Below are 25,272 nucleotides of genomic sequence, written 5' to 3'. Positions count from 1 at the left end.
AACAACGACCAACGTACAGCCGCCGGTAGTTTAGCGACATTGGTCACAATTAGACTGTAATCTATGTAACACGGCATCTTATTTCATACACGCAACGTCAGGTTTGGCCTTAAGTTTATCGTTTCAGCACCATTTGCGCCGAAGCTCTTTACAGAGACAGGCAAAGTAGCGCTTCAGGACATTTAAAAGGAACCCTTCATGCTGCACCCGCGCGCCAGAACGATGCTGTTGTTATCAATACCGGCCATTATTATTGGCATCGCTTCCAGCCTGGTATTGATTGTGGCGATGAAGATCGCCGCAATTCTGCAGAGCATCTTGTGGAGCGACCTGCCGGCACATGTCGGCATTGCCGCCGATAGTCCGCTATGGATAATTGCCATCCTCACTCTCACCGGGATTGCCGTGGGGCTGGTGGTCCGTTTCAGTCCTGGACATGGTGGGCCAGATCCGGCAACCGAATCCTTAATCGGCGCGCCTATCGCCACCAGCGCGCTACCGGGGTTACTGGCGGCGTTGATTCTCGGCCTCGCGGGCGGCGTGAGTCTCGGGCCGGAACATCCGATCATGGTCGTCAATATCGCGCTTGCCGTCGCCCTTGGCTCGCGTCTGTTTCCACGGGTAAGCTCGCTGGACTGGACAATCCTCGCCGCGTCGGGAACCATCGGCGCGCTGTTCGGTACGCCGGTTGCCGCGGCGCTTATTTTTTCGCAAACGCTCAATAGCAGCAGCGACGTTCCGTTATGGGACCGGCTGTTCGCCCCACTGCTGGCAGCGGCGGCAGGCGCATTGACGACCGGTATCTTTTTCCATCCCAATTTCACCCTGCCGATCCCGCACTATCCACACCTGCGTATCGTCGATATTATCAGCGGCGCAATCGTCACGCTTATCGCCATCGCCGTCGGCATGGTCGCCGTGTGGTGTCTACCGCGTCTGCACGCGCTGATCCACCGCCTGAAAAATCCGGTGTTAATGCTCGGCATCGGGGGTTTTTTACTGGGGATCCTGGGCGTTATTGGCGGCCATATTACGCTGTTTAAAGGCCTGGACGAAATGCAGCAACTGGCTTCCAGCCAGACGCTTGGCGCCGGTGATTTTCTGCTCATTGCCGTGGTGAAATTGGCGGCGCTGGTGCTGGCGGCCGCCTGTGGCTTTCGCGGCGGGCGTATTTTCCCGGCGGTGTTTGTCGGCGTCTCGCTGGGGCTAATGCTGCATGCGCACGTTGAAGCGGTACCGGCCGCCATTACCATCTCCTGCGCGATCCTCGGTCTGGTGCTGGTCGTCACCCGCGATGGCTGGCTGAGCCTGTTTATGGCGGCAGTGGTGGTACCGGATACCACCTTGCTACCGCTGCTGTGTATCGTGATGCTTCCGGCCTGGCTACTGCTGGCCGGGAAGCCGTTGATGATTGCCAGGCGCCGCGGCGATTAGCTGCGGTTGTTGCGATTTTCCAGCGCCTGAGTGACAGCGCGTAAGAAATCAGGAATATCCATTTTTGGCAGCATGACTTCGACCATCGTTAGCTTATCGGAGTTAACGCTATCGGCCATCGCCTCCGCCAGCTCGCCGGTTTGCGATACCCGCCAACAGCGGGAAGGCGTATCCGGCGCAAAAGCATCAGGGAAGCGGCTCCAGTCCCACAACGCGATATCGTTGTAGCGCTGTTCCGGCCCGTGAATCGCGCGCTCGACGGTGTAGCCCTCATTATTCAACAGCAAAATTAACAGTTTTTGCTTATCGCGCAGCATCGAGCTCATCTCCTGGATAGTGAGCTGCGCGGCGCCATCGCCAATGATTAATACCACCCTTCTGTCCGCGGCGGCTGTCTGCGCGCCGTAAGCGGCAGGTAGCGTAAAACCGATAGAGCCCCATAGCGGCTGCACCAGCAGCGTCGCCTGCGAGGGAAGTTTTAATGAGGCGATGCCGAATGCCGAGGTTCCCTGATCGGCAAGAATAATATCGCCCGGCCGCAGCTGTTTCTCGACCGTACTCCAGAAGCTTTTCTGCGTCAGATTGCCCTGCGGCGCGCCGGAAGCGTCGGGCGCGATGATATCTGGCGCGCTCCATTCCGCGGACAGCTTGCCAGAAACATCAATGAGGGCCGCCAGCGCCTGATCCATCGGGATCCGGCTGAACCAATGATCGCCAACCCGTGCGGCAAACGGCTGGATTTCGATGGTTTTCTCCGTTGGCAAATGATGGGTAAAGCCGGCGGTAATCGTATCGGTAAAGCGCGTACCCACGCAGATGATGGCATCGGCGCTTTCCATCGCCTCGCGAGTCTGCGGCGCGCTGGCGATCCCGCTATAGGTCCCGGCAAAACCTGAGCCTTGTTCGTCAAACAGCCCTTTTCCCATCAGCATGGTGGCGTGGGTAATCGGCGCGGACTTAACCCATTGCTGTAGTGTGTTTTGCAGGCCGTAACGCTGGGCGAGAAAATCCGCCAGCAGCGACACGCGGCGACTGCTGCGTAACAGTTTGGCCGCGTGCTCACGAAAGCCGGCAAGCTGGTTTTCATCGGCCGCCGGGCCCTTAATCACCAGCGCGCGGGCTGGCGGCACCGCGCGGGCTTTCGCCACGTCGGCAGGCAGCATCAGATACCCTGGGCGGTGGTGGGTCAGCATGTCGCTTAATACCCGGTCAATTTCGTGACAGGCGTTGCCAGCCGTTAGCGTCGCCTGGGTACAGGTAATTTGTTCGCTCATCCGCGAGAAATGGGTGAAATCGCCATCGCCGAGCGTATGGTGCAGCAGTTCGCCGCGCTGCTGCGCGCCGGTAGAAGGCGCGCCCACAATATGCAGTACAGGGATATGTTCTGCATAACTACCGGCCACCCCATTTAACGCGCTTAACTCTCCTACGCCGTAGGTGGTTAGCAGCGCGCCGGCGCCTTTTATGCGCGCATAGCCGTCAGCGGCGTAGGCCGCGTTCAGTTCGTTAGCACAGCCGACCCATCCCAAATTTTGATGGGCTATCACGTGATCGAGAAACTGTAAGTTGTAATCACCAGGCACGCCGAACAGGCGATCGATACCACAATCTACGAGACGATCCAGCAGATAATCGCCAATGGTGTAAGTCGGTTGCATATCCATAATCCTTGTTATTGTGCAGGTAATCTGAGTATTAGATATGCGCTTTACCTGTCCAGATTGTGAGCAATAAAGAGGGTGGAAAGCAAAATTTACGCGTTTTCCCCATATACTCCGCGTACAACATTGATTAGTGTAAACGTATACACACCCTGTTTTGATGCGGAGGAAGTATGGTTTACCAGGCAAGCGACACGCGTTATCAGACCATGGAGTACCGCCGATGCGGGCGCAGCGGCCTGAAGCTACCGGCGATATCTCTCGGCCTGTGGCATAACTTTGGCGATGAAACACAGGTAGAGGTCAGCCGCCAGTTGCTGCGTCACGCCTTCGACCTTGGTATTACCCACTTCGACCTGGCGAACAATTACGGTCCACCGCCGGGATCGGCTGAGAGCAACTTTGGGCGGATCCTGAAAGAAGATTTTCTGCCCTACCGCGACGAACTCATCATCTCCAGTAAAGCCGGCTATACCATGTGGGATGGTCCTTATGGCGACTGGGGATCGCGCAAGTATCTGGTCGCCAGTCTCGACCAGAGCCTGAAGCGGATGGGTCTTGAGTACGTCGATATCTTTTATCACCACCGCCCGGACCCGGAAACGCCGCTGGAAGAGACCATGCGCGCGCTGGATCATCTGGTTCGCCAGGGAAAAGCGCTCTACGTTGGTTTATCGAACTACCCGCTCGAGCTGGCGCGTCAGGCTCTCGCTATCCTCAACGATCTCGGCACGCCTTGCCTGATTCACCAACCCAAATATTCGATGTTTGAACGCTGGGTGGAAGAAGGATTATTAGCGATGCTGCAGGCCGAAGGCGTGGGAAGTATAGCGTTTTCACCGCTGGCTGGCGGCCAGCTGACCAACCGCTACCTCAACGGTATTCCGCCAGACTCGCGCGCAGCCAGCAATAGCCGTTTTTTACAGCCGGAACAGCTCACCGCCGAGCGGCTGGAAAAAGTCCGCCAGCTTGACGCCCTTGCCGGGCGCCGCGGACAGAAGCTTTCACAGATGGCGTTAGCCTGGGTACTGCGTGAAGATAAGGTGACGTCAGTGCTGATCGGCGCCAGTAAGACAGCGCAACTGGACGATGCCGTGGGCATGTTAAGCAACCGCCAGTTCAGCGCTGAAGAGTGCGCCGCCATTGACGCGATCCTTGCGGTGTAAACTCATTTTTACTTTGGCAAAAAATGCTATTTCTTGCGATTTAAGAGTTCCCTGATGCTACGTCTCTTTACCGGCTCGTAATATCTGGTTAACAGGTCATTTAAGACCCGATCGTGAGGAGAAGAGTATGTTCAGGTCACTGATTCTGGCTGCGGTACTGCTGGCGTGCGCGCCGGTTATCGCCAATGCTGGTGAAATCACCCTGCTGCCATCGGTAAAATTACAAATTGGCGATCGTGACGGTTACGGTAACTACTGGGACGGTGGCGGCTGGCGCGACCGTGACTACTGGCGTCGTCATTATGAATGGCGCGATCACCGCTGGCATCGCCATGATAACGGCTGGCATCGCGGTTGGGATAAACGCGGCTGGGATCGCGGTCGTGCTTACGAGCGCGGTTATCGCGAAGGCTGGAACGATCGCCGTGGCGATTGGGGCGGTCGTCACGGTGGCTGGGGCGGTGGTCGAGGACATGGCCACGGGCACCACTAATTGATAAAGGGAGCGAAAGCTCCCTTTTTTGTTGTCCGCCTTAATCTAATGCGGAACCAATAATCAGCCAGCCGTTCAGCGCCACCACAATCACCACAATCAGCCAACCGATGCGTTTTACCCACCGACTGTTTACCAGATCGCCCATTAACCGCGCATCGCTGGTAAAAATCAGCAGCGGCACCAGCGCCAGCGCAATCCCGAAGCTCAGCAACACCTGACTCATTACCAGGATACGCGTCGGGTCCAGCCCCATCAAAATCACGATAAACGATGGCAGCATGGTAATTGTCCGGCGAAACCACAGCGGAATATGGAAGCGGATAAACCCCTGCATCACGACCTGCCCGGCAAGCGTTCCGACTACCGTCGACGAGAGACCGGCAGCAACCAGACTGAGACCAAAAATCGTCGCGGCGGCATGGCTAAGCAGCGGCTCGAGAGTTAAATAAGCCTGGTCGAGATCGGCCACTCCGGTGTGGCCGTTGAAGTGAAACGCAGCGGCAGCGGTCGCCATCATCGCCAGGTTAACGAAGCCGGCAATGGTCATCGCAATCGCCACGTCCCAACGCGTGGCGTTATAGCGTTCTTTGCGCGAGCCGTCGTGCAGGTTTTGCGTCAGCGACGAGTGCAGATAAATAACGTGCGGCATAATCGTCGCCCCGAGAACCCCGGCGGCAAGGAATACCGCTTCGCCATTCGGCAGGCTCGGAATAATCATACCTTTGGCCAGCGGCGCTATCGCCGGCTGCGAGAAGATAAGCTCGACCACATAGGCCACCGCCACAAACAGCAGCAGCCCGCCGATGACTTTTTCCAGCGGTTTCTGCCCACGACGCTGCAACATCAGGATCAGGAAGGTGGCGACGCCGGTCAGCACCGCCCCCTGTAATAAGGAAACGCCGAGCAGCAGCTTAAAGCCGATGGCCGCGCCGATGAATTCAGCCAGATCGGTCGCCATGGCGATAATTTCCGCCTGTACCCAGTAAAACCACACCACCGGGCGCGGGTAATGGTCGCGGATCTGTTCCGCGAGGTTTTTACCGGTGGCGATACCGAGCTTGGCCGATAACACCTGAATCAGCATCGCCATCAGGTTCGCCCATACCACTACCCATAACAATTGATAGCCAAAGCTGGCGCCAGCCTGGATATTCGTGGCGAAGTTACCCGGATCGATGTAGCCGATGGCAGCAATGAATGCGGGCCCCATCAGTGCGAGCCTCATCTTGCGCGCTGCGCGACCGCTGCTATTCTCAACGCGACTGCTAGTCATTTTCTGCCCCTGGAAATATAGCCTTTGCTATGTTTAATGCTATCAAAATGCGAATGATTATCAAGTTCATTTAGAAAGGTGATAATGATTGCTTTGATAGGAGGGAACGATAGTAGGCCAAACAACAAAACGGGCGTGAAGATGTGGACAACGCGCCTTTCATCAGATTAGTACATTAATGCAACTTTTAATACCTTTGCATAACATAACAAAAATGTACGATTGATCACTATTTTTGTTATTGGTCACATATCCTTGCAATAGTGTGGATTCGATCTCGTTTTATTTAGGCTTGTTGCATAGAATGTGCACGGAAATTTAACCTGCCTCATATTTGGAGCAAATATGGACCGCGTCTTGCATTTTGTCCTCGCGATCGTTGTGGTGGCTATACTGGCCTTGCTGGTCAGTCACAACCGTAAGCAGATCCGCATTCGTTATGTTATTCAATTACTTGTTATTGAAGTTTTGCTGGCCTGGTTCTTCCTGAACTCCGATGTCGGTCTGGGTTTCGTGAAAGGCTTTTCTGAGATGTTCGAGAAACTTCTCGGTTTCGCCAACGAAGGCACCAACTTCGTATTCGGTAACATGAACGATAAAGGTCTGGCCTTCTTCTTCCTGAAGGTTTTGTGCCCAATCGTCTTTATTTCCGCGCTGATTGGTATTTTACAGCATATTCGCATTCTGCCGATTGTCATCCGCGCTATCGGTACCGTGCTGTCGAAAGTTAACGGCATGGGCAAACTGGAATCCTTCAACGCCGTCAGCTCGCTGATCCTCGGCCAGTCGGAAAACTTCATCGCCTATAAAGATATTCTCGGCAAAATGTCGCGCAACCGTATGTACACCATGGCGGCAACCGCGATGTCTACCGTTTCGATGTCCATCGTCGGCGCCTATATGACTATGCTGCAGCCGAAGTATGTGGTTGCCGCGCTGGTGCTTAACATGTTCAGCACCTTTATCGTCCTGTCGATGATTAACCCGTATCGCGTTGAGCAGAGCGAAGAAAACCTGCAGATGTCCAATCTGCACGAAGGTCAGAGCTTCTTCGAAATGTTGGGCGAATACATTCTGGCAGGCTTTAAAGTAGCGATTATCGTTGCGGCGATGCTGATCGGCTTTATCGCGCTGATCTCCGCACTTAACGCCCTGTTCGCCACCGTTACCGGCTGGTTTGGTTACAGCATCTCCTTCCAGGGGATCCTTGGCTACATCTTCTACCCGGTTGCGTGGGTAATGGGCGTGCCGGCGAGCGAAGCGCTGCAGGTCGGCAGTATTATGGCGACCAAACTGGTGTCTAACGAATTCGTGGCGATGATGGATCTGCAGAAAGTGGCAGCGACGCTCTCCCCGCGTGCGGAAGGTATCATCTCCATCTTCCTGGTCTCCTTCGCCAACTTCTCTTCTATCGGCATCATCGCCGGGGCGATTAAAGGCCTGAATGAAGAGCAAGGTAACGTGGTTTCTCGCTTTGGTCTGAAACTGGTTTACGGTTCCACGCTGGTCAGCGTGTTGTCAGCCTCTATCGCTGCGCTGGTACTGTAATCTCAAACAGACGTTAATAAAATAACAAGCCGGGCTGTAGCATCGCCCGGCTTTTTTACGCCTTCAATTCGCTTAACGGCTGTGGTTTGCCAATCAAGTAGCCCTGCAAATAATCGACGCCCAGCGCCAGTAACATCGCCTTCTGCGCCTGGGTCTCTACGTACTCTGCGACGACCGTTAACTGTTTCGCCCTCGCGATTTCGATAATGGATTTCACGATAATCGCATCAAGCTGGTCGCTCTCGATTTCGTGCACGAAGCAGCCGTCAATTTTTACGATATCCGCCTGCAGGCTTTTCAGACGCTCATAGTTAGCGTAACCGGTACCGAAGTCATCAATAGCGATAGCGCAACCGAACTCGCTCAGCAGCTGAATATTATGCATGCTGGTATCCGCATTCGAGAACGCCTGTTCTTCGGTTATCTCAATCGTGATATAAGCAGGCGAAACGCGATAACGCTTAAACAGCGCGATGATCTGTGCGGCGCTATCCTTTTGCATCAGCGTATACGGCAGCAAATTAACGGAGAAACGTCGGCCGGGATGTTGATCAAGCTGGCTGAACAGCGTTTCCAGCACCAGCATATCGAAGCGCTGACTGAGGTTGAACTGTGCAATAAGCGGAATAAAACGATCGGGGGTGATAATCGTCTCGCCGCAGCGCATACGGGTGAGGATTTCGTAATAGCCTTCCCCTTCTGCATTCTGAATCGGCTGCGCATATAACAGAAGATTACGCTCGTTCAGCGCTTGTTTAATTTTCGTCAGCATCCGCACCTGTTCGGTCGTTTGATCGGAAACCTCTTCCTGCGCGGTATCTAACGCCAGCACCCGCTGCACGGCGCCAGCCTGCTCCGATAGCCAACTAAGCTGGCCGAGCATGGGATGTAATTCCGTCTCAATGCCGCTGTAGCTGCCCCACGCCGCGCCAAACTCTAAATCGAGAGCGTGGTTATGCCAGTTAAATTTTGCGTGGTTAAGCATCGCGACAATGTGATTTAGCCGCGCAGCCGGATCCGGCCCTTCTATCACCAACAATAACTCGCTACCCGGGAGCTGATAAATTTTATCGCGGTGATCCAGGAGCGGCTGCAGGCGGCGGGCTATTTGTCGTTTGCACTCTACGCGCATCATCATGCCGTAATGGCGGCTAAGGAAGTCCAGGTTTTCGATGCGCAGACTGCTAATAACCACCCGCGGCGACTGGCGCAAATGTCCCTCCAGAGCTCGCAGATTGGGTAACCCGGTTAACGGATCCTCTTCAGCCCGATCGCGCCAGCGTTGTTTAATTCTGTCGCTACGCGAATAAATATCCGTCATGTAAAACAAACAAATCGTGAATGAAATTAGCACCGACAGGACAAATGACAAGGAGTACCCCGATTGAACGCCCTGCAGAAAGTTTTTGTTATAGGCGACTAAAAAGAATGCCGAAATAGCCCACGTAATGCGAATTAACTCATGCCCCAGCCGCCCAATACCAACGAAGTAGAGAATGAAAATAATTGGCACCAGATATCCGGCAATTAAATCGGAATCAAAAGGCGCGCAAAGCACCAGCATGATTGCGATTAATGCTATAAACCAATACACGGTAAAGGTTCTTTTTTCTTTCACCAGCCACGGTTGACAATGACGGGCCCAAAACACCCGCCGATAACGTGGGCTAACTATCATTCTCATCGGATAATAGAAAGCGGTCGTAAAGATTAAGGCGGCACATATCAACGCCTGAATATCAATAACGGAATAGATGATCGAGGCGGTACTAAAGTAGCTTGAGACGGCAAGCGGGAAAGCGAAGAAGCGCCCCGCCAGATACATCGTCAGCTTAAGCAGGATGGGGGCAAAGAAGCCGCCCCAGAAGATACGGCGACCAATATGGCGCTTGGCCGGCCTTCCGCTACGCCATTTTTTCCCCGACAACGAGCGCATGATTGCGAAGGTGAAAAAGACGGAAAATAACTGACAGAATAACAGGATAGCGGCCTGCGTATAAGTTAGATCTATTATAAATGTATTAGTAATTGCAAACGCAACAATCAAAGGAGCAACGGCGTAACGACCGAAAATACAAATGGTTGCGTACATGACGCTTAATGGTAGCCATGCCAGATAAATTTGTTTTCCGTCGATAAGGGTTTGCGGAGAAATTAATCGAGAAAGCGGAATAAAAATCAAACAAACAATTAACGCCAGCAGAGTTTTTTTAACTTTGATGTTAAATATGTCAGTCATTATTGTTAATCAACACCTCTGCGGCTAAAAAATTATAAGCAATCAGAAAATAGTATGTTGGTTAATAATGGCAGGCAAGAAAATAAACCGAGAAAAATTCCTAAATTACGTTGGTTTTTATTTGCTCGATACACGCTGACGTAAGCTTAACGTCATTTACATTGACGGCGCCAAAAGCAAAAACCCCCGCCGTAGCGAGGGTTCGAATTTTGGTGGAGCTAAGCGGGATCGAACCGCTGACCTCTTGCATGCCATGCAAGCGCTCTCCCAGCTGAGCTATAGCCCCACAGGACCTCTTTACGAACCAAATCCGCTGGGTGCAGAATTTGGTGGAGCTAAGCGGGATCGAACCGCTGACCTCTTGCATGCCATGCAAGCGCTCTCCCAGCTGAGCTATAGCCCCGTAACGTAAAGCGTGTCGTGTTGACGGGCGGCATAATATGAATTCCTTCGCCAGGTGTCAACGGCAAAATTACCCCTCCTGATTCAATCGCTGAAAAAGCAGGCAAATAGCTGACAATGCGAGCCTTATCGCAGGCAGGCGTTAAACATGTCACTATTTCCTGTAAAAGGATGCTATAACATGAAGCACTAATTCCCACATATTTACTCAGGAAATAGTATGCTCAAGGAACGAATGACTCCGGAAGAAATTGCGCATCTAACTGGCTTTAGCCGACAGACGATAAATAAATGGGTTCGTAAAGAGGGGTGGCAAACTTCTCCGCGGCCTGGCGTACAGGGAGGCAAAGCGCGTCTCGTACACGTTAACGAGCAGGTACGGGAGTTTATCCGCAATGCCCAGCGCGTAGCGGAAACGCCCTCGCCCTATTCGGTCGCTGAGACCGATCTCGAACCCTTATTGCTTACGCTCTGCAAAGAGATGACTCATCGCGAACAGAAGCAGCTAATGTCGCTGCTGCTACGCGAAGGCATTACCGGGTTGTTAAACCGTCTTGGAATACGCGGCCAGTAAAATAAGAATGATGAAACTAAAAGAAAAAATGACGCCTGCGGAGCTTGCTGAAGTTCTGGGTCTGGCCAGACAAACGGTCAACCGTTGGGCGCGAGAACAAAAGTGGCGAACCGAGGCGATTCCCGGCGTCAAAGGCGGGCGTGCGCGTTTGATTGTCATCGACCGGCCAGTGATTGATTTTCTGACCAATATTCCGGCATTTCGTCATCTGAATGAAGAGTATCAGCTCGCCGAACAGCCCGGCGGCTACTTTATCAATGAAGCGGATGCGGTATGGCGGCAAATCGCCGATACGCTGCAGTTAATGACCGCCGCAGAACAAACTCACCTTCGGGATCTACTTGCCCGCGATGGCATTAGTGGCTTCCTGGCGCGGTTAGGTATTAGCCCCGCGACAAAATAGCGGCGAAAAAAAACGGCAGGATTAACCTGCCGCTTGCTTTAGCTTACGCTCGGCCTCAGGACTGCTGGCTTTCGCGCTCGGCGATAAACGCCAGCGCTTTGTTGATACGTTCAACGCTACGGGATTTACCGATCGCGTGAACGGTGACGTCGAGCGCCGGAGACTGACCCGCGCCGGTCACGGCCACACGCAGCGGCATGCCCACTTTCCCCATACCCACTTCCAGCTCATCGGCGGTCGCCTGAATCGCATGGTGGACATTTTCCGCCGACCAGTCGCTAATGGCCGCCAGCTTATCGCGAACCACTTCCAGCGGCTGACGCGCCACCGGGCGCAGGTGTTTCTTCGCCGCATCGGCGTCGAACTCAGCGAACTCTTCATAGAAGTAGCGGCAGCTCTGGGCAATCTCTTTCAGCGTTTTGCAACGCTCGCCCAGCAGCTTAACCAGCTCGGACAACTGCGGGCCATTACGGGTATCGATATTTTCCTGCTCAATGTGCCACTGCAGATGCGTCGCCACATATTCCGCCGGCAGCGTGTTGATATAGTGATGGTTTAACCACAGCAGTTTATCGGTGTTGAACGCACTGGCAGACTTGCTCACCGCGCCCAGCGAGAAGAACTCGATCATCTCTTCGCGAGTGAAGATCTCCTGATCGCCATGAGACCAGCCCAGGCGCACCAGATAGTTCAGCAGCGCTTCCGGCAGGTAGCCGTCGTCACGGTACTGCATCACGCTCACCGCGCCGTGGCGCTTGGAAAGTTTTTTACCGTCATCGCCGTTGATCATCGATACGTGCGCATACACCGGCACCGGCGCATTCAGCGCTTTAAGAATGTTGATCTGGCGCGGGGTATTGTTGATGTGGTCTTCGCCGCGGATCACGTGGGTGATCGCCATATCCCAGTCATCCACCACGACGCAGAAGTTGTAGGTCGGGGAGCCGTCGGTACGGCGAATGATCAGATCGTCCAGCTCCTGGTTGCTGAATTCGATCGGCCCGCGGATCTGGTCGTCAAAGATAACCGAACCTTCCTGCGGGTTGGCAAAACGCACGACGCACGGCTCGTCGGCGGCGTGATGCTGATGATCATGGCGGCAGCGACCGTCGTAGCGCGGCTTTTCACCGTTAGCCATCTGTTCTTCACGCAGCGCGTCGAGACGTTCTTTCGAGCAGTAGCATTTATATGCTGTGCCTGCTTCCAGCATTTCATCAATAACCGCGTTATAGCGATCGAAACGTTTAGTCTGGAAATACGGGCCTTCGTCCCATTCCAGATTCAGCCAGTTCATCCCATCCATGATGGCTTCAATTGCTTCCGGGGTGGAGCGTTCGAGATCGGTGTCTTCAATACGCAGCACAAACTCACCGCCGTGGTTACGTGCAAAAAGCCAGGAATAGAGAGCAGTACGCGCACCGCCAACGTGCAGATAGCCTGTTGGGCTTGGCGCGAAGCGAGTTTTGATTTTCATGAAATGGCCTTACGTTTAATAAAGATGCCGATAGCCGGCAGTGTTCTTGGAATTGATAGGGGAATATTCTAACACCACAGGCTGATTCCTCAATGTAGATCCCGCCTCAACATCACGCTTTACCATTTTTGTTTATAAATCATACGCCGAAGCTGATTTTGCGATCGCTTTGTTTAATTTTACGACGAACAAACAAATTATTTAGAAAAGGCGTTGACTCAATTTCAACTCTCCCTATAATGCGACTCCACACAGCGGGGGTGATTAGCTCAGCTGGGAGAGCACCTCCCTTACAAGGAGGGGGTCGGCGGTTCGATCCCGTCATCACCCACCAACTACTTAAAGTAGTCTCCGCCGTGTAGAACAGAAAATTGAGAAGTGGGTGATTAGCTCAGCTGGGAGAGCACCTCCCTTACAAGGAGGGGGTCGGCGGTTCGATCCCGTCATCACCCACCACTTTCTCGCCAGCTGGATTTTCTGTCAAAATGTGAAGTACCGAAGTGGGTGATTAGCTCAGCTGGGAGAGCACCTCCCTTACAAGGAGGGGGTCGGCGGTTCGATCCCGTCATCACCCACCACTTCGGGTCGTTAGCTCAGTTGGTAGAGCAGTTGACTTTTAATCAATTGGTCGCAGGTTCGAATCCTGCACGACCCACCAATGTAAAAAGGCGCCCTAAAGGCGCCTTTTTGCTATGCGCAGAACTTTAAGATTCGAACCTGCAGCAGGTTCGGGTCGAACGCAGTGAGACAACGGCGCCGCTTGCGGCGACGGCCCGTAGGGCGAGGCGAAGCCGAGTCATCCTGCACGACCCACCAATGTAAAAAGGCGCCCTAAAGGCGCCTTTTTGCTATGCGCAGAACTCCGCGCCCAGGCAAAAAACTTCAGCGCTGATACAGCGGGTCCTCAATTCTGGCTGATGTCAGGTTTGCGCCCTCTTCTCGCACGATTTCCCACAGCGCCTGCGCCGCGGTCGACAGCGAACGGTTTTTTCGCTGCGCCAGCATCAATTGGCGTTCCACAACCGGGGTTAATCTTTTTACCTGCAAACGGCTGCCCTGCGGCAAGGGTAAAGCCAGCGCCGGCAGTACGCTAATACCAATCCCCGATTCCACCATCGGGAATAGCGTCGCCGGATGACCAATCTCCTGCACGATATCGGCTTTGATGGCGAAACGCGCCAGCGCGGCATCAATCAGCGGCCGACTGCCGGAAGCATAGTCCTGCAATACCAGCCTCTCCCCTTGCAACTCCTGCCAGTTGACCGATGACTGCCGGGAAAAGCGGTGATCCTCACGACATAACAACAGAAAAGGTTCCGCCAATACGGACTCGCACTGCAAGTCTGCCGCCGTCCCCGGATCGATAACGATACCAAAATCAACCTCTCCCTGACGGATACTTTCCAGCACCCACTGCTGCGGCCTGTCATGCAGTACGAAATCAATATCCGGATAGCGGCGATTGCTATGAGCGATGCATTGCGGGATCAGATGCGCCGAGATGGTCTGGCTGGCGGCGACGCGCACGGTCCCCGTCAGCTGCTGCCCTACCCGCCCCGCTTCGCGCAGGGTCACATGGAGTTCATCAAGCAAACGCTCAAGCTTGCCCGCCAGCTGATGGCCTGCTTCGGTGAGCACCACTTCACGCGTCGTTCTGTCGAGCAAACGTACGCCGGTCTGGTGCTCCAGTTCCTTAACGCTATGGCTCACTGCCGACTGGCTAAGACCAATAATTTCCCCGGCACGGCTAAAACTGCGCGCCCTGGCGACGGTGACAAAGACCTTTAACTGACGTAACGAATAATTCATCTGTTTTATTCATGAATAGATGCAATAAATCAATTTTATTTCTCAAAACAAAGAAAGCACAATAGCGGCATCGAATTTCAGGAGCGTTTATGAAACTTTTCCGCATTCTTGATCCATTTACACTGACATTGATCACCGTGGTTCTGCTGGCCTCGTTCTTCCCGGCGCGCGGCGAATTCGTCCCTTTCGTCGAGCATCTCACCACCGCCGCCATCGCGCTGTTATTCTTTATGCACGGCGCCAAGCTGTCGCGTGAAGCCATTATCGCCGGCGGCAGCCACTGGCGTTTACACCTGTGGGTGATGTGCAGCACCTTTATTGTTTTTCCGGTTCTGGGGGTTCTGTTTGCGTGGTGGGCGCCGATTAAGGTCGACCCGATGCTCTATAGCGGTTTTATTTACCTTTGTATCTTACCGGCGACCGTACAGTCAGCTATTGCTTTTACTTCGCTCGCCGGCGGTAACGTCGCCGCGGCGGTCTGTTCCGCTTCAGCGTCAAGTCTGCTCGGTATTTTTGTCTCGCCATTGCTGGTAGGACTGTTGATGCATTTGCATGGCGCTGGCGGCGATCTGGAACAGGTCGGTAAGATTATGCTGCAGCTGTTGCTGCCGTTTGTTCTTGGACACTTGTCGCGCCCGTGGATAGGTAGCTGGGTGGCGAAACATAAAAAATGGATTGGCAAAACCGACCAGACCTCAATCCTGCTGGTGGTCTACTCCGCCTTTAGCGAAGCCGTCGTCAATGGAATCTGGCATAAAGTGGGCGTAGGGTCGCTGTTGTTTATCGTCGTTGTCAGCCTGGTGCTATTGGCCATTGTCATCGCGATCAACGTTTTTGTCGCCCGCCGCTGCGGCTTTAGCAAGCCGGATGAAATTACCATCGTCTTCTGCGGCTCGAAAAAGAGCCTGGCGAACGGGATACCGATGGCGAATATCCTGTTCCCGGCATCGATTCTGGGGATAATGGTGCTGCCGCTAATGATCTTCCATCAGATCCAACTGATGGTCTGCGCCGTGCTGGCTCGTCGCTATAAAGCGCAAACAGACGCCCAACAGGCGCAGGAGAAATCCCGCGCTACGGCAGGTTAACGCGGTTGCTTCAGGGGCTGCACCAGTTGCGTCAGCCCCTCGGTCTTGATTAATAAGGTCAACGCCATCAGCTCGCCGAGATGCCCGGCAGGGAATTGATCCTTACGGGCAAACCACAGCAAATACTCTTCCGGGACGTCGATCAAACGGCGCCCCTTATATTTGCCAAATGGCATCTCGGTATTAGCAATCTCGATGAGCTGCGCTTTATCCACGTTATTCTCCCAGCAGGCGCATCATTTCGGCTTCGTCGATAACCTCAATGCCTAACTCCTGCGCCTTCGCAAGCTTAGAGCCCGCCGCTTCGCCGGCAATCACCAGATCGGTTTTCTTCGACACGCTGCCGGCGACTTTCGCCCCCAGCGCGACCAGCCGCGCTTTGGCTTCATCGCGCGACAGCTGGCTCAGGCTACCGGTTAATACCACGGTTTTACCAGCAAACGGACTGTCAATTTCTTCCGCCTTCACCACCACCGGCGCCGGCCAGCGGACGCCTTCAGCGCGCAGTTGCGCGATGACCTCGCGGTTGCTCTCTTCGGCGAAGAAGTTAAAAGTATGCGTAGCGACGACAATCCCGACGTCAGGCACCTTCTGCAGTTCCTCAATTGAAGCCTGTTCCAGCGCTTCAATTGTGCCAAAATGCGCCGCCAGTCCCGCTGCTGTCGCCTCACCGACTTCGCGAATACCTAACGCATACAGGAAGCGGGCGAAAGTCGTCTCTTTCGCTTTCTCCAGCGCGTTGACCACGTTTTGCGCCGATTTAGGCCCCATGCGATCCAGCCCGGTTAGTTTGCCCGCGCTGAGACGGAACAGATCGGCTGGCGTATGGACGTACTCTTTCTCAACCAGCTGATCGATGATTTTATCGCCCATACCGTCGACATCCAGCGCCCGTCGGGAGACAAAGTGCTTCAGCGCTTCTTTACGCTGTGCGCCGCAGATAAGCCCGCCGGTGCAGCGCGCCACCGCTTCCCCTTCCACGCGTTCAACATCGGAATGACATACCGGGCAATGGGTTGGGAAGATGATTTCACGCGTATGTTCCGGGCGTTCAGAAAGCACTACGTTGACGACCTGCGGGATCACGTCCCCCGCGCGGCGAATCACCACTTTGTCGCCAATACGCAGACCTAAACGTTCGATTTCGTCGGCGTTATGCAGCGTGGCGTTACTGACCAGTACCCCGGCCACGTGCACCGGTTCAAGGCGCGCTACCGGCGTAATCGCCCCGGTACGGCCAACCTGGAATTCCACATCGTTGACAAAAGTCATCTGCTCCTGGGCCGGGAATTTAAAGGCTACCGCCCAGCGCGGGGCACGGGCGACGAAACCAAGCTGCTCCTGCAGCGCCAGCGAATCGACTTTAATTACCACGCCGTCAATATCAAAACCAAGTTTCGGACGATCTTCTTCAACCTGGCGATAGTAAGTGAGCACTTCCTCTGGAGAATGACACAGCTTCACGCGGTCGCTCACCGGTAGCCCCCACTGCTTAAACTGCTGTAAACGCGCAGAGTGGCTGGCCGGCAGTTCGCCGCCTTCCAGCACGCCAACGCCGTAGCAGAAGAAAGTAAGCGGTCGCTTCGCGGTAATACGCGGGTCCAACTGGCGCAACGAGCCCGCAGCGGCATTGCGCGGGTTAGCAAACACTTTACCGCCGCTGCGGCGGGCTTCTTCATTAATTTTTTCAAATCCAGCCTGCGGCAGGAACACTTCTCCGCGCACTTCCAGACGCGCCGGGATATTGTCGCCGCGTAGCTTCAACGGAATAGCGCGAATGGTGCGCACGTTGGAGGTAATATCCTCGCCGGTGGTGCCATCGCCACGGGTCGCCGCCTGCATCAGCACGCCGTTTTCATAGAGGATGCTGACCGCCAGGCCATCGAGCTTGAGCTCGCAGCACCAGGTCAGATCCGCCGTATCGCTTAAACGGTCCTGCACGCGTTTGTTAAAGGCGAGGAAACCCTCTTCATCAAAGACGTTATCCAGCGATAGCATTGGCACTTCATGGCGAATCTGGCTAAAAGAGGCCAATGGCGCCGCGCCAACGCGCTGGGTTGGCGAGTCAGGGGTAATCAGTTCAGGATGTTGCGCTTCGAGTTCGCGCAGTTCGCGCATCAGCCGGTCATATTCCGCATCGGGAATCTCCGGGGTGTCCATAACATGATACAGATATTCATGATGGCGAAGGGTGGTTCGCAGTTCAGTCAGTTTTTGTTCGATTGGTTCCATATCGCACCATCAATGATAAAAAACCCCCGACGGGCGGGGGTTCAGATTAAGCAGACGACACGCTAGCGCGTAGAAATCAGGCGTTAGCCTCTTTTACTTCGCGAATACGATCCTGGTACTCGCGCAGTTTCTGCGGCGTCATCATCCGACGCTGGTCGTCAAGCACCACGCCGCCAACTTCATCGGCGATGTACTGCGCCGACTGCAGCATCAGTTTAAAGTTTTGCAACTCGTCGCCAAACGACGGCACCTGCATAAAGATAGTCACGCCCGGCGTGGTCATATCCACCATCGCATCCGGATTGAAGGTGCCAGGTTTAACCATGTTCGCCAGGCTAAACAATACCTGTCCGCTACCGTCCGGGCTTAAATGACGATGGAAAATATTCATATCACCAAACTTAAAGCCGGCCTGCTGGATGCTGTTGATCAGCAGTTCGCCATTAAGCTGCGAACCGTGATGCGCGGCGACGTTCATCACGATGACCGTCTCTTTGCGCTCTTTCGGCTGCGGCGCGGCGGCCGGCTGCTGAGGTTCAGCGGCTGGCGCTTCAGGGGCCGGTTGCGGCTGCGGCGCGGCAGGCTGTTGAACCGGCGCAGGTTGTTGAGCAACAGGTTGTGGGACTGGCGCCGACTGTTGAGCTACAGGCTGCTGCGGCGCAGGCTGCACCGGCTGCTGATATTGCGGCGGTACCGGCTGCGGCTGATGAACCGGCTGCGCTGGATGTACCGGCTGAGCAGGGGCAACATGATGCGGCGGCTGGGCCTGCGGCTGCGGAGCAACAGGCTGCTGCGGGCGCGACGCGTGCGGCGGCGCCTGATGAACCGGCTCGTCCTGACGCACAGGCTGCTGCACCTGACGCTCATAAGGAGGCTGATACTGGTGTTGCGGCGCCTGACGAGGTGCTTCTTGCTCCCCATATGCGCCGTTCGGGGCGTGATTAACCCGGTGAACGCGAACTTCACCTACGCCTTCAACATCGTCATCAAAGTCATCGCCTTCCGATGTTTCATCGTCGCGAGACTTCATACGTTTCAGTGGGCGATCGCGGAACATCGAGGAACGCTCTTTACGGCTGGTCCAGAAACCATGTACCAGTAAAGCGATTATGGCGATCGCGCCAACAATGATTAATATCAGACGCAAATCCTGCATCATTATATTCTCTGTTGTTCTAACACCTTGCCACCACGGCAAACATTTACTCACTAAGAGTATTTGCCGATTACATCAAGTGCAAGTGCGTCTGCCCCTTTCACCCCATAAAGATGAACTAAATCGTGCTTTTTGCTGTTTTTTCGAACATTTCCTAACTGGTTATTGTCTGACAACCCGATAAAATAAGCGGGCATTCACACTGAATGTTAAAAAAGGAGCATCGCCTGACTATGGTTTCATCATCCGCAACTACCCCACGTAGCGGCGTCTACTATTTTTCACAAGGCTGGAAACTCATCAGGCTGCCAGGGATCCGACGTTTCGTGTTCCTGCCTTTATTAGTTAACGTGATTCTGATGGGCGGCGCGTTCTGGTGGCTGTTTACCCGTCTCGATAGCTGGATCCCTTCATTAATGAGCCATGTGCCTGAATGGCTTCAGTGGTTAAACTACCTACTGTGGCCGGTGGCGGTTATCTCTATTTTGTTGGTATTTGGTTACTTCTTTTCGACTATCGCCAACTGGATTGCCGCGCCGTTTAGCGGCCTGCTGGCAGAACAGCTCGAAGCGCGGCTGACCGGCGCGACGCCGCCGGACGTTGGCGTATTCGGCATTATGAAAGATGTCCCGCGCATTATGAAACGCGAATGGCAAAAGTTTGCCTGGTACCTGCCGCGCGCCATCGTTCTGTTGCTGCTGTACTTTATCCCCGGCATTGGTCAAACCGTCGCGCCGGTACTGTGGTTCCTGTTTAGCGCCTGGATGCTGGCCATTCAGTACTGCGACTATCCGTTCGATAACCATAAAGTGCCGTTTAAAACCATGCGCGAGGCGCTGCGCTCGCGGAAGGTCATTAACATGCAGTTTGGCGCGCTGACCAGCCTGTTCACCATGATCCCGGTTCTCAACCTGGTGATTTTGCCAGTCGCTATCTGCGGCGCGACGGCGATGTGGGTGGATTGCTACCGCGATAAGCACGCGATGTGGAAATAGCGCGCTTAGCTGTCTCTTTCGGGGCGGTTCACGCCGCCCCTTATTTCCGTCTTATTCCTTCTTGCTCATCATTATTTCCCTTCAGCATATAGATATGCTAAATCCTTACTTCCGGATATTGTTTAAGCGGGTATGCTGAAGCCGTACCCCCAAATTTCATACAGTTAAGGACGGGCCATGAGTAAGATTTTTGAAGACAACTCCCTGACTATCGGTCATACGCCGCTGGTACGACTGAACCGCATCGGTAATGGCCGAATCCTGGCCAAGGTAGAATCTCGTAACCCGAGCTTTAGCGTTAAATGCCGTATCGGCGCCAATATGATTTGGGATGCTGAAAAGCGCGGCGTACTGAAACCGGGTGTGGAACTGGTTGAACCAACCAGCGGCAACACCGGTATTGCCCTTGCCTACGTCGCCGCCGCTCGCGGCTACAAACTGACGCTGACCATGCCGGAAACCATGAGCGTGGAACGCCGCAAGCTGCTGAAAGCGCTGGGCGCTAACCTGGTGCTGACCGAAGGCGCGAAAGGCATGAAAGGCGCCATCCAGAAGGCGGAAGAGATTGTCGCCAGCGACCCGGAAAAGTATCTGCTGCTGCAGCAGTTCAGTAACCCGGCGAACCCGGAAATTCACGAAAAAACCACCGGCCCGGAAATCTGGGAAGACACCGATGGCCAGGTTGACGTCTTTATTTCCGGCGTCGGTACCGGCGGTACTCTGACCGGTGTTTCTCGTTATATTAAAGGCACGAAAGGCAAAAAAGATCTGATTACCGTCGCCGTTGAGCCGACCGACTCGCCGGTTATCACTCAGGCGCTGGCTGGCGAAGAGCTGAAACCTGGCCCGCACAAAATTCAGGGCATCGGCGCCGGCTTTATCCCGGGCAACCTCGACCTGAAACTGGTCGATAAAGTGGTCGCTATTACCAATGAAGAGGCTATCTCCACCGCCCGTCGCCTGATGGAAGAAGAAGGCATTCTGGCCGGTATCTCTTCCGGCGCGGCTGTCGCCGCGGCGTTAAAGCTGCAGGAAGATGAAGCCTTTACCAATAAGAATATTGTGGTTATCCTACCGTCTTCTGGTGAGCGTTATTTAAGCACGGCGCTGTTCGCAGATCTCTTCACCGAGAAAGAATTGCAACAGTAGTGCCAGTTTGTAAAAACCGTGTAAAAAAGCACCTTTTCGGGTGCTTTTTTGTGGCATACGTCAAAGTTTTACCCCTCCTGGCATTGATTCACCTCGTAGGGTCTGGTATTTAACCAGCACATTTATTTTGAAGCGCGAAATTATTCAGATTTGGATTTCCGCAGGCTGAATCGATTTTATGATTTGGTTCAAGTCTTCCTTTCGCGGCATAATGTTTAATGAAGTGCTAGACGTCAACGGACTTAAGGTCCTCTCAGCGGTTTCGCTGCTGACGCCTTAGCCACACACGTAACGCCGGCGCTAACAATACAGGCTAAAGTTTGGTCGTTAGGCTAGACTTTAGGTCCACAACACTAAACCTATAAGTTGGGGAAATATAATGTTCCAGCAAGAAGTTACCATTACCGCTCCGAACGGTCTGCACACCCGCCCTGCTGCTCAGTTTGTTAAAGAAGCGAAAGGCTTCACTTCTGAGATCACTGTAACCTCCAACGGCAAAAGCGCCAGCGCAAAAAGCCTGTTCAAACTGCAAACTCTGGGCCTGACTCAGGGTACCGTTGTGACCATCTCCGCTGAAGGCGAAGATGAGCAAAAAGCAGTTGAGCATCTGGTTAAACTGATGGCTGAACTCGAGTAAGTTCACGGGTTCTTTTTAATATCAGTCACAAGTAAGGTAGGGTTATGATTTCAGGCATTTTAGCATCCCCGGGTATCGCTTTCGGCAAGGCTCTCCTGCTGAAAGAAGATGAAATTGTCATCGACCGGAAGAAAATTTCTGCCGATAAGGTTGATCAGGAAGTTGAACGTTTCCTGAACGGCCGCACCAAGGCCTCCGCCCAGCTGGAGGTCATCAAAACCAAAGCTGGTGAAACTTTCGGTGAAGAAAAAGAAGCCATCTTCGAAGGGCATATTATGCTGCTGGAAGATGAGGAGCTTGAGCAGGAAATCATAGCCCTGATTAAAGATAAGCACATGACTGCCGATGCGGCAGCCAATGAAGTTATCGAAGGTCAGGCAACTGCACTGGAAGAGCTGGATGATGAATACCTGAAAGAGCGTGCCGCTGACGTACGCGACATCGGTAAACGTCTGCTGCGCAACATTCTGGGCCTGGCAATCATCGATCTGAGCGCTATCGCGGATGAAGTCATCCTCGTTGCCGCCGATCTGACCCCGTCGGAAACCGCACAGCTGAACCTGAATAAGGTGCTGGGTTTCATCACCGACGCGGGCGGCCGTACTTCCCACACCTCTATCATGGCGCGCTCCCTTGAACTGCCGGCAATCGTCGGTACCGGAAGCGTCACCTCCCAGGTGAAAAACGGCGACTATCTGATTCTTGATGCGGTTAACAACCAGGTTCTGGTTAACCCAAGCAACGAAAAAATCGAAGAGCTGCGTGCGCTGCAGGCGCAGGTTGCTGAAGAAAAAGCAGAACTGGCGAAACTGAAAGATCTGCCGGCCATCACTCTCGACGGTCATCAGGTTGAAGTTTGCGCTAACATCGGTACCGTTCGCGACGTAGACGGCGCTGAGCGCAACGGCGCGGAAGGCGTAGGCCTGTACCGTACTGAATTCCTGTTCATGGACCGCGATTCTCTGCCGACTGAAGAAGAACAGTTCGCAGCCTATAAAGCGGTGGCTGAAGCGTGCGGCTCACAGGCCGTTATCGTTCGCACCATGGACATCGGCGGCGATAAAGAGCTGCCGTACATGAACTTCCCGAAAGAAGAGAACCCGTTCCTCGGTTGGCGCGCCGTGCGTATCGCGATGGATCGTAAAGAGATCCTCCGCGACCAGGTTCGCGCTATCCTGCGAGCCTCCGCTTTCGGTAAACTGCGCATCATGTTCCCGATGATCATCTCTGTTGAAGAAGTGCGCGCACTGAAGAAAGAGATTGAGATCTACAAACAGGAACTGCGTGACGAAGGTAAAGCTTTTGACGAATCGATTGAGATCGGCGTGATGGTGGAAACCCCGGCGGCCGCGACCATTGCTCGTCATTTAGCCAAAGAAGTTGATTTCTTTAGTATCGGAACCAATGATTTAACGCAATATACTCTGGCAGTTGACCGTGGTAATGATATGATCTCGCATCTTTACCAGCCGATGTCACCGTCTGTGCTGACTCTGATCAAGCAAGTTATTGATGCTTCTCATGCAGAAGGCAAATGGACTGGTATGTGTGGTGAGCTTGCGGGCGATGAACGTGCTACACTTCTGTTGCTGGGTATGGGGCTGGACGAATTCTCTATGAGCGCCATTTCCATCCCGCGCATCAAGAAGATTATTCGTAACACGAACTTCGAAGATGCGAAAGTATTAGCAGAGCAGGCTCTTGCTCAACCGACGACGGACGAGTTAATGACGCTGGTTAACAAGTTCATTGAAGAAAAAACAATCTGCTAATCCACGAGATGCGCGGCCCAAATTACTGCTTAGGAGAAGATCATGGGTTTGTTCGATAAACTGAAATCTCTGGTTTCTGATGACAAAAAAGACACCGGAACTATTGAGATTGTTGCTCCGCTCTCTGGCGAGATCGTCAACATCGAAGACGTGCCGGATGTGGTTTTTGCGGAGAAAATTGTGGGTGATGGCATTGCCATCAAACCTACTGGCAACAAAATGGTTGCGCCGGTAGAGGGTACCATCGGTAAAATTTTTGAAACCAACCATGCTTTCTCTATTGAATCCGATAGCGGCATTGAGCTGTTTGTTCACTTCGGTATCGATACCGTTGAACTGAAAGGCGAAGGCTTCAAGCGCATCGCTGAAGAAGGTCAGCGCGTGAAAGTCGGCGACCCGGTTATCGAATTCGATCTGCCGCTGCTGGAAGAAAAAGCCAAGTCTACCCTGACTCCGGTTGTTATCTCCAACATGGACGAGATCAAAGAGCTGATCAAACTGTCCGGTAGCGTCACCGTTGGTGAAACTCCGGTTATCCGCATCAAGAAGTAATTCTTGCTTGCCGAGAAAATGGCGCCTGAAGGCGCCATTTTTTTATGCCGGCCGGTAGCACTTTTCACTCGCCAGGATCTTCATCCCCTGCGGGCTACTTTCCAGAATACGCCGTTCGCTATCCGCGACCCATAGCTCGCACTGGTAGCCAGGATCGCTTTCAAACAACGACCTCGCCCTACAGGCATCTTCCAGCGCGTTCATTCCCGTCGTCTCATAATGGCCGACGGTTCTTCCTTCCCTGCGTACCACTAACCGATAGCTATGCATCGTTATTGCGCTCCAGACGGCGGTAAAATGAGTTCATCGCAGCCCTGACTCTCGGTCCAGGTCATTACCGCCAGCACGCGCTGAGCGGCGGCGCGCGTAGCGTCGCCCAACGGCATGTCGCGTACCAGGTTGCTGATGAGTTCGGCGCAGAACAGGTCGCCGGTGCCTTTAAGGTCAGTTTCGACGCGAGGATGGACGACCACTTCGACCGCGTCGTCGGTGACAACCAGCACGTTAATAGTCGAAGCATCCAGTCCAGGCGCGCTGGTAATCACCACCCACTTTAGCGTATCGGAAAGCAGACTTCGCGCGGCGACCACCGCTTCCCGCTGGTTGTGGCACGGCATGCCGCTGAGGGTTTCGAGCTCGAACAGATTTGGCGTGATACCCCGCGCCAGCGGCAACAGGTGGCGGCGATAAGCCTCGGGGATCTCCGCTTTTACGTAGATGCCGCTATCCACATCGCCAATCACCGGGTCAACCAGAATACAGAGGTCGGGATGGTGCACGCGGATCCGCTGCAGCCACTGCGCCAGCAGCGCAATTTGCCCGGCGCTGCCCATATAGCCGGTGGTTACCGCCCGCAGCTCGCGAAGCGCATCACGCTCCTCCAGCGCCCGCAGATAGCCGCTAAACCACTCTTCCGGGATCACTCCACCGTAGAAAGTATCGTAATGTGGGGTATTGCTGAATAACACCGTCGGCACCGCCATCACCCGTAATTCATGCTGCTTGATTGCCGGTACCGCGATACTGTTGCCAACGCTGCCGTATACCACCTGCGATTGCACCGCCACAATATCAACCTCCAGCGCCCGGCAGTGGTCGTTAAAGAGCACGGACTGTATTTCGTCTTGCTGACTCATCCTTTCTCCCCCCGCTGGACAGCGGGTCATACTCTGATTATCATTCGTCCTATGCTAAAATTCATTTTGTCATAGG

Annotated in this window: 22 protein-coding genes, 6 tRNA genes and 1 other RNA gene; 17 read left to right on the top strand and 12 right to left on the bottom strand. The window is 54.0% G+C overall.

Going from position 1 to position 25,272, the window contains the following annotated elements:
• The first annotated feature begins 198 nt into the window (after positions 1-198).
• Positions 199-1,434: an ion channel protein gene (locus PGR79_RS14935; protein ID WP_113374458.1), complete on the top strand. Its 1,236-nt coding sequence runs from the start codon at positions 199-201 to the stop codon at positions 1,432-1,434.
• Here the strand turns inward: PGR79_RS14935 and PGR79_RS14930 are convergent.
• A complete protein-coding gene (locus tag PGR79_RS14930; RefSeq protein ID WP_113374459.1) occupies positions 1,431-3,092 on the bottom strand; it encodes an alpha-keto acid decarboxylase family protein in 1,662 nt (553 codons plus the stop codon). The genes PGR79_RS14935 and PGR79_RS14930 overlap by 4 nt on opposite strands.
• A gap of 176 nt (positions 3,093-3,268) precedes the next feature.
• Here PGR79_RS14930 and mgrA point away from each other — a divergent pair, with 176 nt between their 5' ends.
• Positions 3,269-4,261 carry an L-glyceraldehyde 3-phosphate reductase gene (gene mgrA / locus PGR79_RS14925; RefSeq protein WP_113374460.1) on the top strand — a complete coding sequence of 331 codons (993 nt, stop codon included), beginning with the start codon at positions 3,269-3,271 and terminating at the stop codon, positions 4,259-4,261.
• 127 nt (positions 4,262-4,388) lie between these two features.
• Positions 4,389-4,754: a DUF2502 domain-containing protein gene (locus PGR79_RS14920; protein WP_087860074.1), complete on the top strand. Its 366-nt coding sequence runs from the start codon at positions 4,389-4,391 to the stop codon at positions 4,752-4,754.
• A 40-nt stretch (positions 4,755-4,794) separates the two neighbouring features.
• Here PGR79_RS14920 and PGR79_RS14915 read toward each other — a convergent pair whose 3' ends face one another.
• Positions 4,795-6,030, bottom strand: coding sequence for an Nramp family divalent metal transporter (locus tag PGR79_RS14915; RefSeq protein ID WP_087860073.1), 1,236 nt, complete (start codon positions 6,028-6,030; stop codon positions 4,795-4,797).
• A gap of 345 nt (positions 6,031-6,375) precedes the next feature.
• On the opposite strand from PGR79_RS14915, the gene PGR79_RS14910 reads away from it, so the two are divergent.
• Positions 6,376-7,578, top strand: coding sequence for a NupC/NupG family nucleoside CNT transporter (locus tag PGR79_RS14910; RefSeq protein ID WP_430921943.1), 1,203 nt, complete (start codon positions 6,376-6,378; stop codon positions 7,576-7,578).
• A gap of 55 nt (positions 7,579-7,633) precedes the next feature.
• Here the strand turns inward: PGR79_RS14910 and PGR79_RS14905 are convergent, their stop codons facing one another.
• From PGR79_RS14905 to PGR79_RS14895, 3 genes are all read right to left on the bottom strand, one after another.
• Positions 7,634-9,817 carry an EAL domain-containing protein gene (locus PGR79_RS14905; protein WP_213794322.1) on the bottom strand — a complete coding sequence of 728 codons (2,184 nt, stop codon included), beginning with the start codon at positions 9,815-9,817 and terminating at the stop codon, positions 7,634-7,636.
• A 210-nt stretch (positions 9,818-10,027) separates the two neighbouring features.
• Positions 10,028-10,103, bottom strand: a tRNA-Ala gene (locus tag PGR79_RS14900).
• A gap of 41 nt (positions 10,104-10,144) precedes the next feature.
• Positions 10,145-10,220: transfer RNA gene (locus tag PGR79_RS14895), tRNA-Ala, on the bottom strand.
• A gap of 219 nt (positions 10,221-10,439) precedes the next feature.
• On the opposite strand from PGR79_RS14895, the gene PGR79_RS14890 reads away from it, so the two are divergent.
• Positions 10,440-10,793 (top strand): YfeC-like transcriptional regulator, encoded by a 354-nt coding sequence (locus tag PGR79_RS14890; protein ID WP_013878158.1) that lies wholly within the window; start codon positions 10,440-10,442, stop codon positions 10,791-10,793.
• Between the two features lie 7 nt (positions 10,794-10,800).
• Positions 10,801-11,196, top strand: a complete 396-nt coding sequence (locus PGR79_RS14885) for a YfeC-like transcriptional regulator (RefSeq protein ID WP_087860071.1) — start codon at positions 10,801-10,803, stop codon at positions 11,194-11,196.
• Between the two features lie 55 nt (positions 11,197-11,251).
• Here PGR79_RS14885 and gltX read toward each other — a convergent pair whose 3' ends face one another.
• Positions 11,252-12,670 (bottom strand): glutamate--tRNA ligase, encoded by a 1,419-nt coding sequence (gene gltX, locus PGR79_RS14880; protein ID WP_271031781.1) that lies wholly within the window; start codon positions 12,668-12,670, stop codon positions 11,252-11,254.
• Between the two features lie 258 nt (positions 12,671-12,928).
• Between gltX and PGR79_RS14875 the strand changes: the two genes are divergently transcribed.
• The 5 genes from PGR79_RS14875 (at position 12,929) to PGR79_RS14855 (ending at position 13,486) form a co-directional block, all read left to right on the top strand.
• Positions 12,929-13,004 (top strand) — tRNA-Val (locus PGR79_RS14875).
• Between the two features lie 46 nt (positions 13,005-13,050).
• A tRNA-Val gene (locus tag PGR79_RS14870) sits at positions 13,051-13,126 on the top strand.
• 46 nt (positions 13,127-13,172) lie between these two features.
• Positions 13,173-13,248: transfer RNA gene (locus PGR79_RS14865), tRNA-Val, on the top strand.
• A 4-nt stretch (positions 13,249-13,252) separates the two neighbouring features.
• Positions 13,253-13,328 (top strand) — tRNA-Lys (locus tag PGR79_RS14860).
• A 22-nt stretch (positions 13,329-13,350) separates the two neighbouring features.
• Positions 13,351-13,486, top strand: a non-coding RNA gene (locus PGR79_RS14855) — RtT sRNA.
• A 66-nt stretch (positions 13,487-13,552) separates the two neighbouring features.
• On the opposite strand, the gene PGR79_RS14850 is transcribed toward PGR79_RS14855, so the two are convergent.
• On the bottom strand, positions 13,553-14,479 hold the full coding sequence (locus tag PGR79_RS14850) for a LysR family transcriptional regulator (protein WP_047037069.1): 927 nt from the start codon (positions 14,477-14,479) through the stop codon (positions 13,553-13,555).
• 89 nt (positions 14,480-14,568) lie between these two features.
• Here PGR79_RS14850 and PGR79_RS14845 point away from each other — a divergent pair, with 89 nt between their 5' ends.
• Complete coding sequence (locus PGR79_RS14845; RefSeq protein ID WP_013878163.1) at positions 14,569-15,567, top strand: bile acid:sodium symporter family protein; 999 nt, start codon at positions 14,569-14,571, stop codon at positions 15,565-15,567.
• Here the strand turns inward: PGR79_RS14845 and PGR79_RS14840 are convergent.
• The 3 genes from PGR79_RS14840 to zipA form a co-directional block, all read right to left on the bottom strand.
• Positions 15,564-15,782 carry a DUF3820 family protein gene (locus PGR79_RS14840; protein WP_013878164.1) on the bottom strand — a complete coding sequence of 73 codons (219 nt, stop codon included), beginning with the start codon at positions 15,780-15,782 and terminating at the stop codon, positions 15,564-15,566. The two genes, PGR79_RS14845 and PGR79_RS14840, sit on opposite strands and share 4 nt — an antisense overlap.
• A gap of 1 nt (position 15,783) precedes the next feature.
• Positions 15,784-17,799: an NAD-dependent DNA ligase LigA gene (gene ligA / locus PGR79_RS14835; RefSeq protein WP_113374464.1), complete on the bottom strand. Its 2,016-nt coding sequence runs from the start codon at positions 17,797-17,799 to the stop codon at positions 15,784-15,786.
• Positions 17,800-17,875: 76 nt separating this feature from the next.
• A complete protein-coding gene (gene zipA / locus PGR79_RS14830) occupies positions 17,876-18,958 on the bottom strand; it encodes a cell division protein ZipA (protein WP_032712124.1) in 1,083 nt (360 codons plus the stop codon).
• 230 nt (positions 18,959-19,188) lie between these two features.
• Here zipA and cysZ point away from each other — a divergent pair, with 230 nt between their 5' ends.
• The 5 genes from cysZ to crr all read left to right on the top strand — a co-directional run bounded on the left by cysZ (position 19,189) and on the right by crr (position 24,060).
• The gene (cysZ, locus tag PGR79_RS14825; RefSeq protein WP_049060291.1) at positions 19,189-19,950 is read left to right on the top strand and encodes a sulfate transporter CysZ; all 762 of its coding nucleotides are present in this window, start codon (positions 19,189-19,191) and stop codon (positions 19,948-19,950) included.
• Positions 19,951-20,127: 177 nt separating this feature from the next.
• On the top strand, positions 20,128-21,099 hold the full coding sequence (gene cysK, locus PGR79_RS14820; RefSeq protein ID WP_045362238.1) for a cysteine synthase A: 972 nt from the start codon (positions 20,128-20,130) through the stop codon (positions 21,097-21,099).
• A gap of 379 nt (positions 21,100-21,478) precedes the next feature.
• Positions 21,479-21,736 carry a phosphocarrier protein Hpr gene (ptsH, locus tag PGR79_RS14815; protein ID WP_000487600.1) on the top strand — a complete coding sequence of 86 codons (258 nt, stop codon included), beginning with the start codon at positions 21,479-21,481 and terminating at the stop codon, positions 21,734-21,736.
• 44 nt (positions 21,737-21,780) lie between these two features.
• Positions 21,781-23,508, top strand: a complete 1,728-nt coding sequence (gene ptsI, locus PGR79_RS14810) for a phosphoenolpyruvate-protein phosphotransferase PtsI (protein ID WP_015365498.1) — start codon at positions 21,781-21,783, stop codon at positions 23,506-23,508.
• Between the two features lie 42 nt (positions 23,509-23,550).
• Positions 23,551-24,060, top strand: a complete 510-nt coding sequence (gene crr / locus PGR79_RS14805; protein ID WP_015365497.1) for a PTS glucose transporter subunit IIA — start codon at positions 23,551-23,553, stop codon at positions 24,058-24,060.
• A 42-nt stretch (positions 24,061-24,102) separates the two neighbouring features.
• Here crr and PGR79_RS14800 read toward each other — a convergent pair whose 3' ends face one another.
• Both PGR79_RS14800 and pdxK read right to left on the bottom strand, forming a co-directional pair.
• Positions 24,103-24,330 carry a cytoplasmic protein gene (locus PGR79_RS14800; protein WP_087858440.1) on the bottom strand — a complete coding sequence of 76 codons (228 nt, stop codon included), beginning with the start codon at positions 24,328-24,330 and terminating at the stop codon, positions 24,103-24,105.
• A 2-nt stretch (positions 24,331-24,332) separates the two neighbouring features.
• Positions 24,333-25,196 carry a pyridoxine/pyridoxal/pyridoxamine kinase gene (gene pdxK / locus PGR79_RS14795; protein WP_430921940.1) on the bottom strand — a complete coding sequence of 288 codons (864 nt, stop codon included), beginning with the start codon at positions 25,194-25,196 and terminating at the stop codon, positions 24,333-24,335.
• Positions 25,197-25,272: the final 76 nt, after the last annotated feature.

Origin of the sequence: Klebsiella sp. 141161 (assembly GCF_050600815.1) — a bacterium.
Lineage (GTDB): Bacteria > Pseudomonadota > Gammaproteobacteria > Enterobacterales > Enterobacteriaceae > Klebsiella > Klebsiella aerogenes.
The sequence above is the reverse complement of the archived record's forward strand: the minus strand, read 5'-3'. Positions and strand labels throughout refer to the sequence as shown.

Coding starts and splice junctions, on each gene's coding strand:
- PGR79_RS14935 (WP_113374458.1), top strand. CDS start 199: ATGCTGCACCCGCGCGCCAGAACGATGCTGTTGTTATCAATACCGGCC.
- PGR79_RS14930 (WP_113374459.1), bottom strand. CDS start 3,092: ATGCAACCGACTTACACCATTGGCGATTATCTGCTGGATCGTCTCGTA.
- mgrA (WP_113374460.1), top strand. CDS start 3,269: ATGGTTTACCAGGCAAGCGACACGCGTTATCAGACCATGGAGTACCGC.
- PGR79_RS14920 (WP_087860074.1), top strand. CDS start 4,389: ATGTTCAGGTCACTGATTCTGGCTGCGGTACTGCTGGCGTGCGCGCCG.
- PGR79_RS14915 (WP_087860073.1), bottom strand. CDS start 6,030: ATGACTAGCAGTCGCGTTGAGAATAGCAGCGGTCGCGCAGCGCGCAAG.
- PGR79_RS14910 (WP_430921943.1), top strand. CDS start 6,376: ATGGACCGCGTCTTGCATTTTGTCCTCGCGATCGTTGTGGTGGCTATA.
- PGR79_RS14905 (WP_213794322.1), bottom strand. CDS start 9,817: ATGACTGACATATTTAACATCAAAGTTAAAAAAACTCTGCTGGCGTTA.
- PGR79_RS14890 (WP_013878158.1), top strand. CDS start 10,440: ATGCTCAAGGAACGAATGACTCCGGAAGAAATTGCGCATCTAACTGGC.
- PGR79_RS14885 (WP_087860071.1), top strand. CDS start 10,801: ATGATGAAACTAAAAGAAAAAATGACGCCTGCGGAGCTTGCTGAAGTT.
- gltX (WP_271031781.1), bottom strand. CDS start 12,670: ATGAAAATCAAAACTCGCTTCGCGCCAAGCCCAACAGGCTATCTGCAC.
- PGR79_RS14850 (WP_047037069.1), bottom strand. CDS start 14,479: ATGAATTATTCGTTACGTCAGTTAAAGGTCTTTGTCACCGTCGCCAGG.
- PGR79_RS14845 (WP_013878163.1), top strand. CDS start 14,569: ATGAAACTTTTCCGCATTCTTGATCCATTTACACTGACATTGATCACC.
- ligA (WP_113374464.1), bottom strand. CDS start 17,799: ATGGAACCAATCGAACAAAAACTGACTGAACTGCGAACCACCCTTCGC.
- zipA (WP_032712124.1), bottom strand. CDS start 18,958: ATGATGCAGGATTTGCGTCTGATATTAATCATTGTTGGCGCGATCGCC.
- cysZ (WP_049060291.1), top strand. CDS start 19,189: ATGGTTTCATCATCCGCAACTACCCCACGTAGCGGCGTCTACTATTTT.
- cysK (WP_045362238.1), top strand. CDS start 20,128: ATGAGTAAGATTTTTGAAGACAACTCCCTGACTATCGGTCATACGCCG.
- ptsH (WP_000487600.1), top strand. CDS start 21,479: ATGTTCCAGCAAGAAGTTACCATTACCGCTCCGAACGGTCTGCACACC.
- ptsI (WP_015365498.1), top strand. CDS start 21,781: ATGATTTCAGGCATTTTAGCATCCCCGGGTATCGCTTTCGGCAAGGCT.
- crr (WP_015365497.1), top strand. CDS start 23,551: ATGGGTTTGTTCGATAAACTGAAATCTCTGGTTTCTGATGACAAAAAA.
- PGR79_RS14800 (WP_087858440.1), bottom strand. CDS start 24,330: ATGCATAGCTATCGGTTAGTGGTACGCAGGGAAGGAAGAACCGTCGGC.
- pdxK (WP_430921940.1), bottom strand. CDS start 25,196: ATGAGTCAGCAAGACGAAATACAGTCCGTGCTCTTTAACGACCACTGC.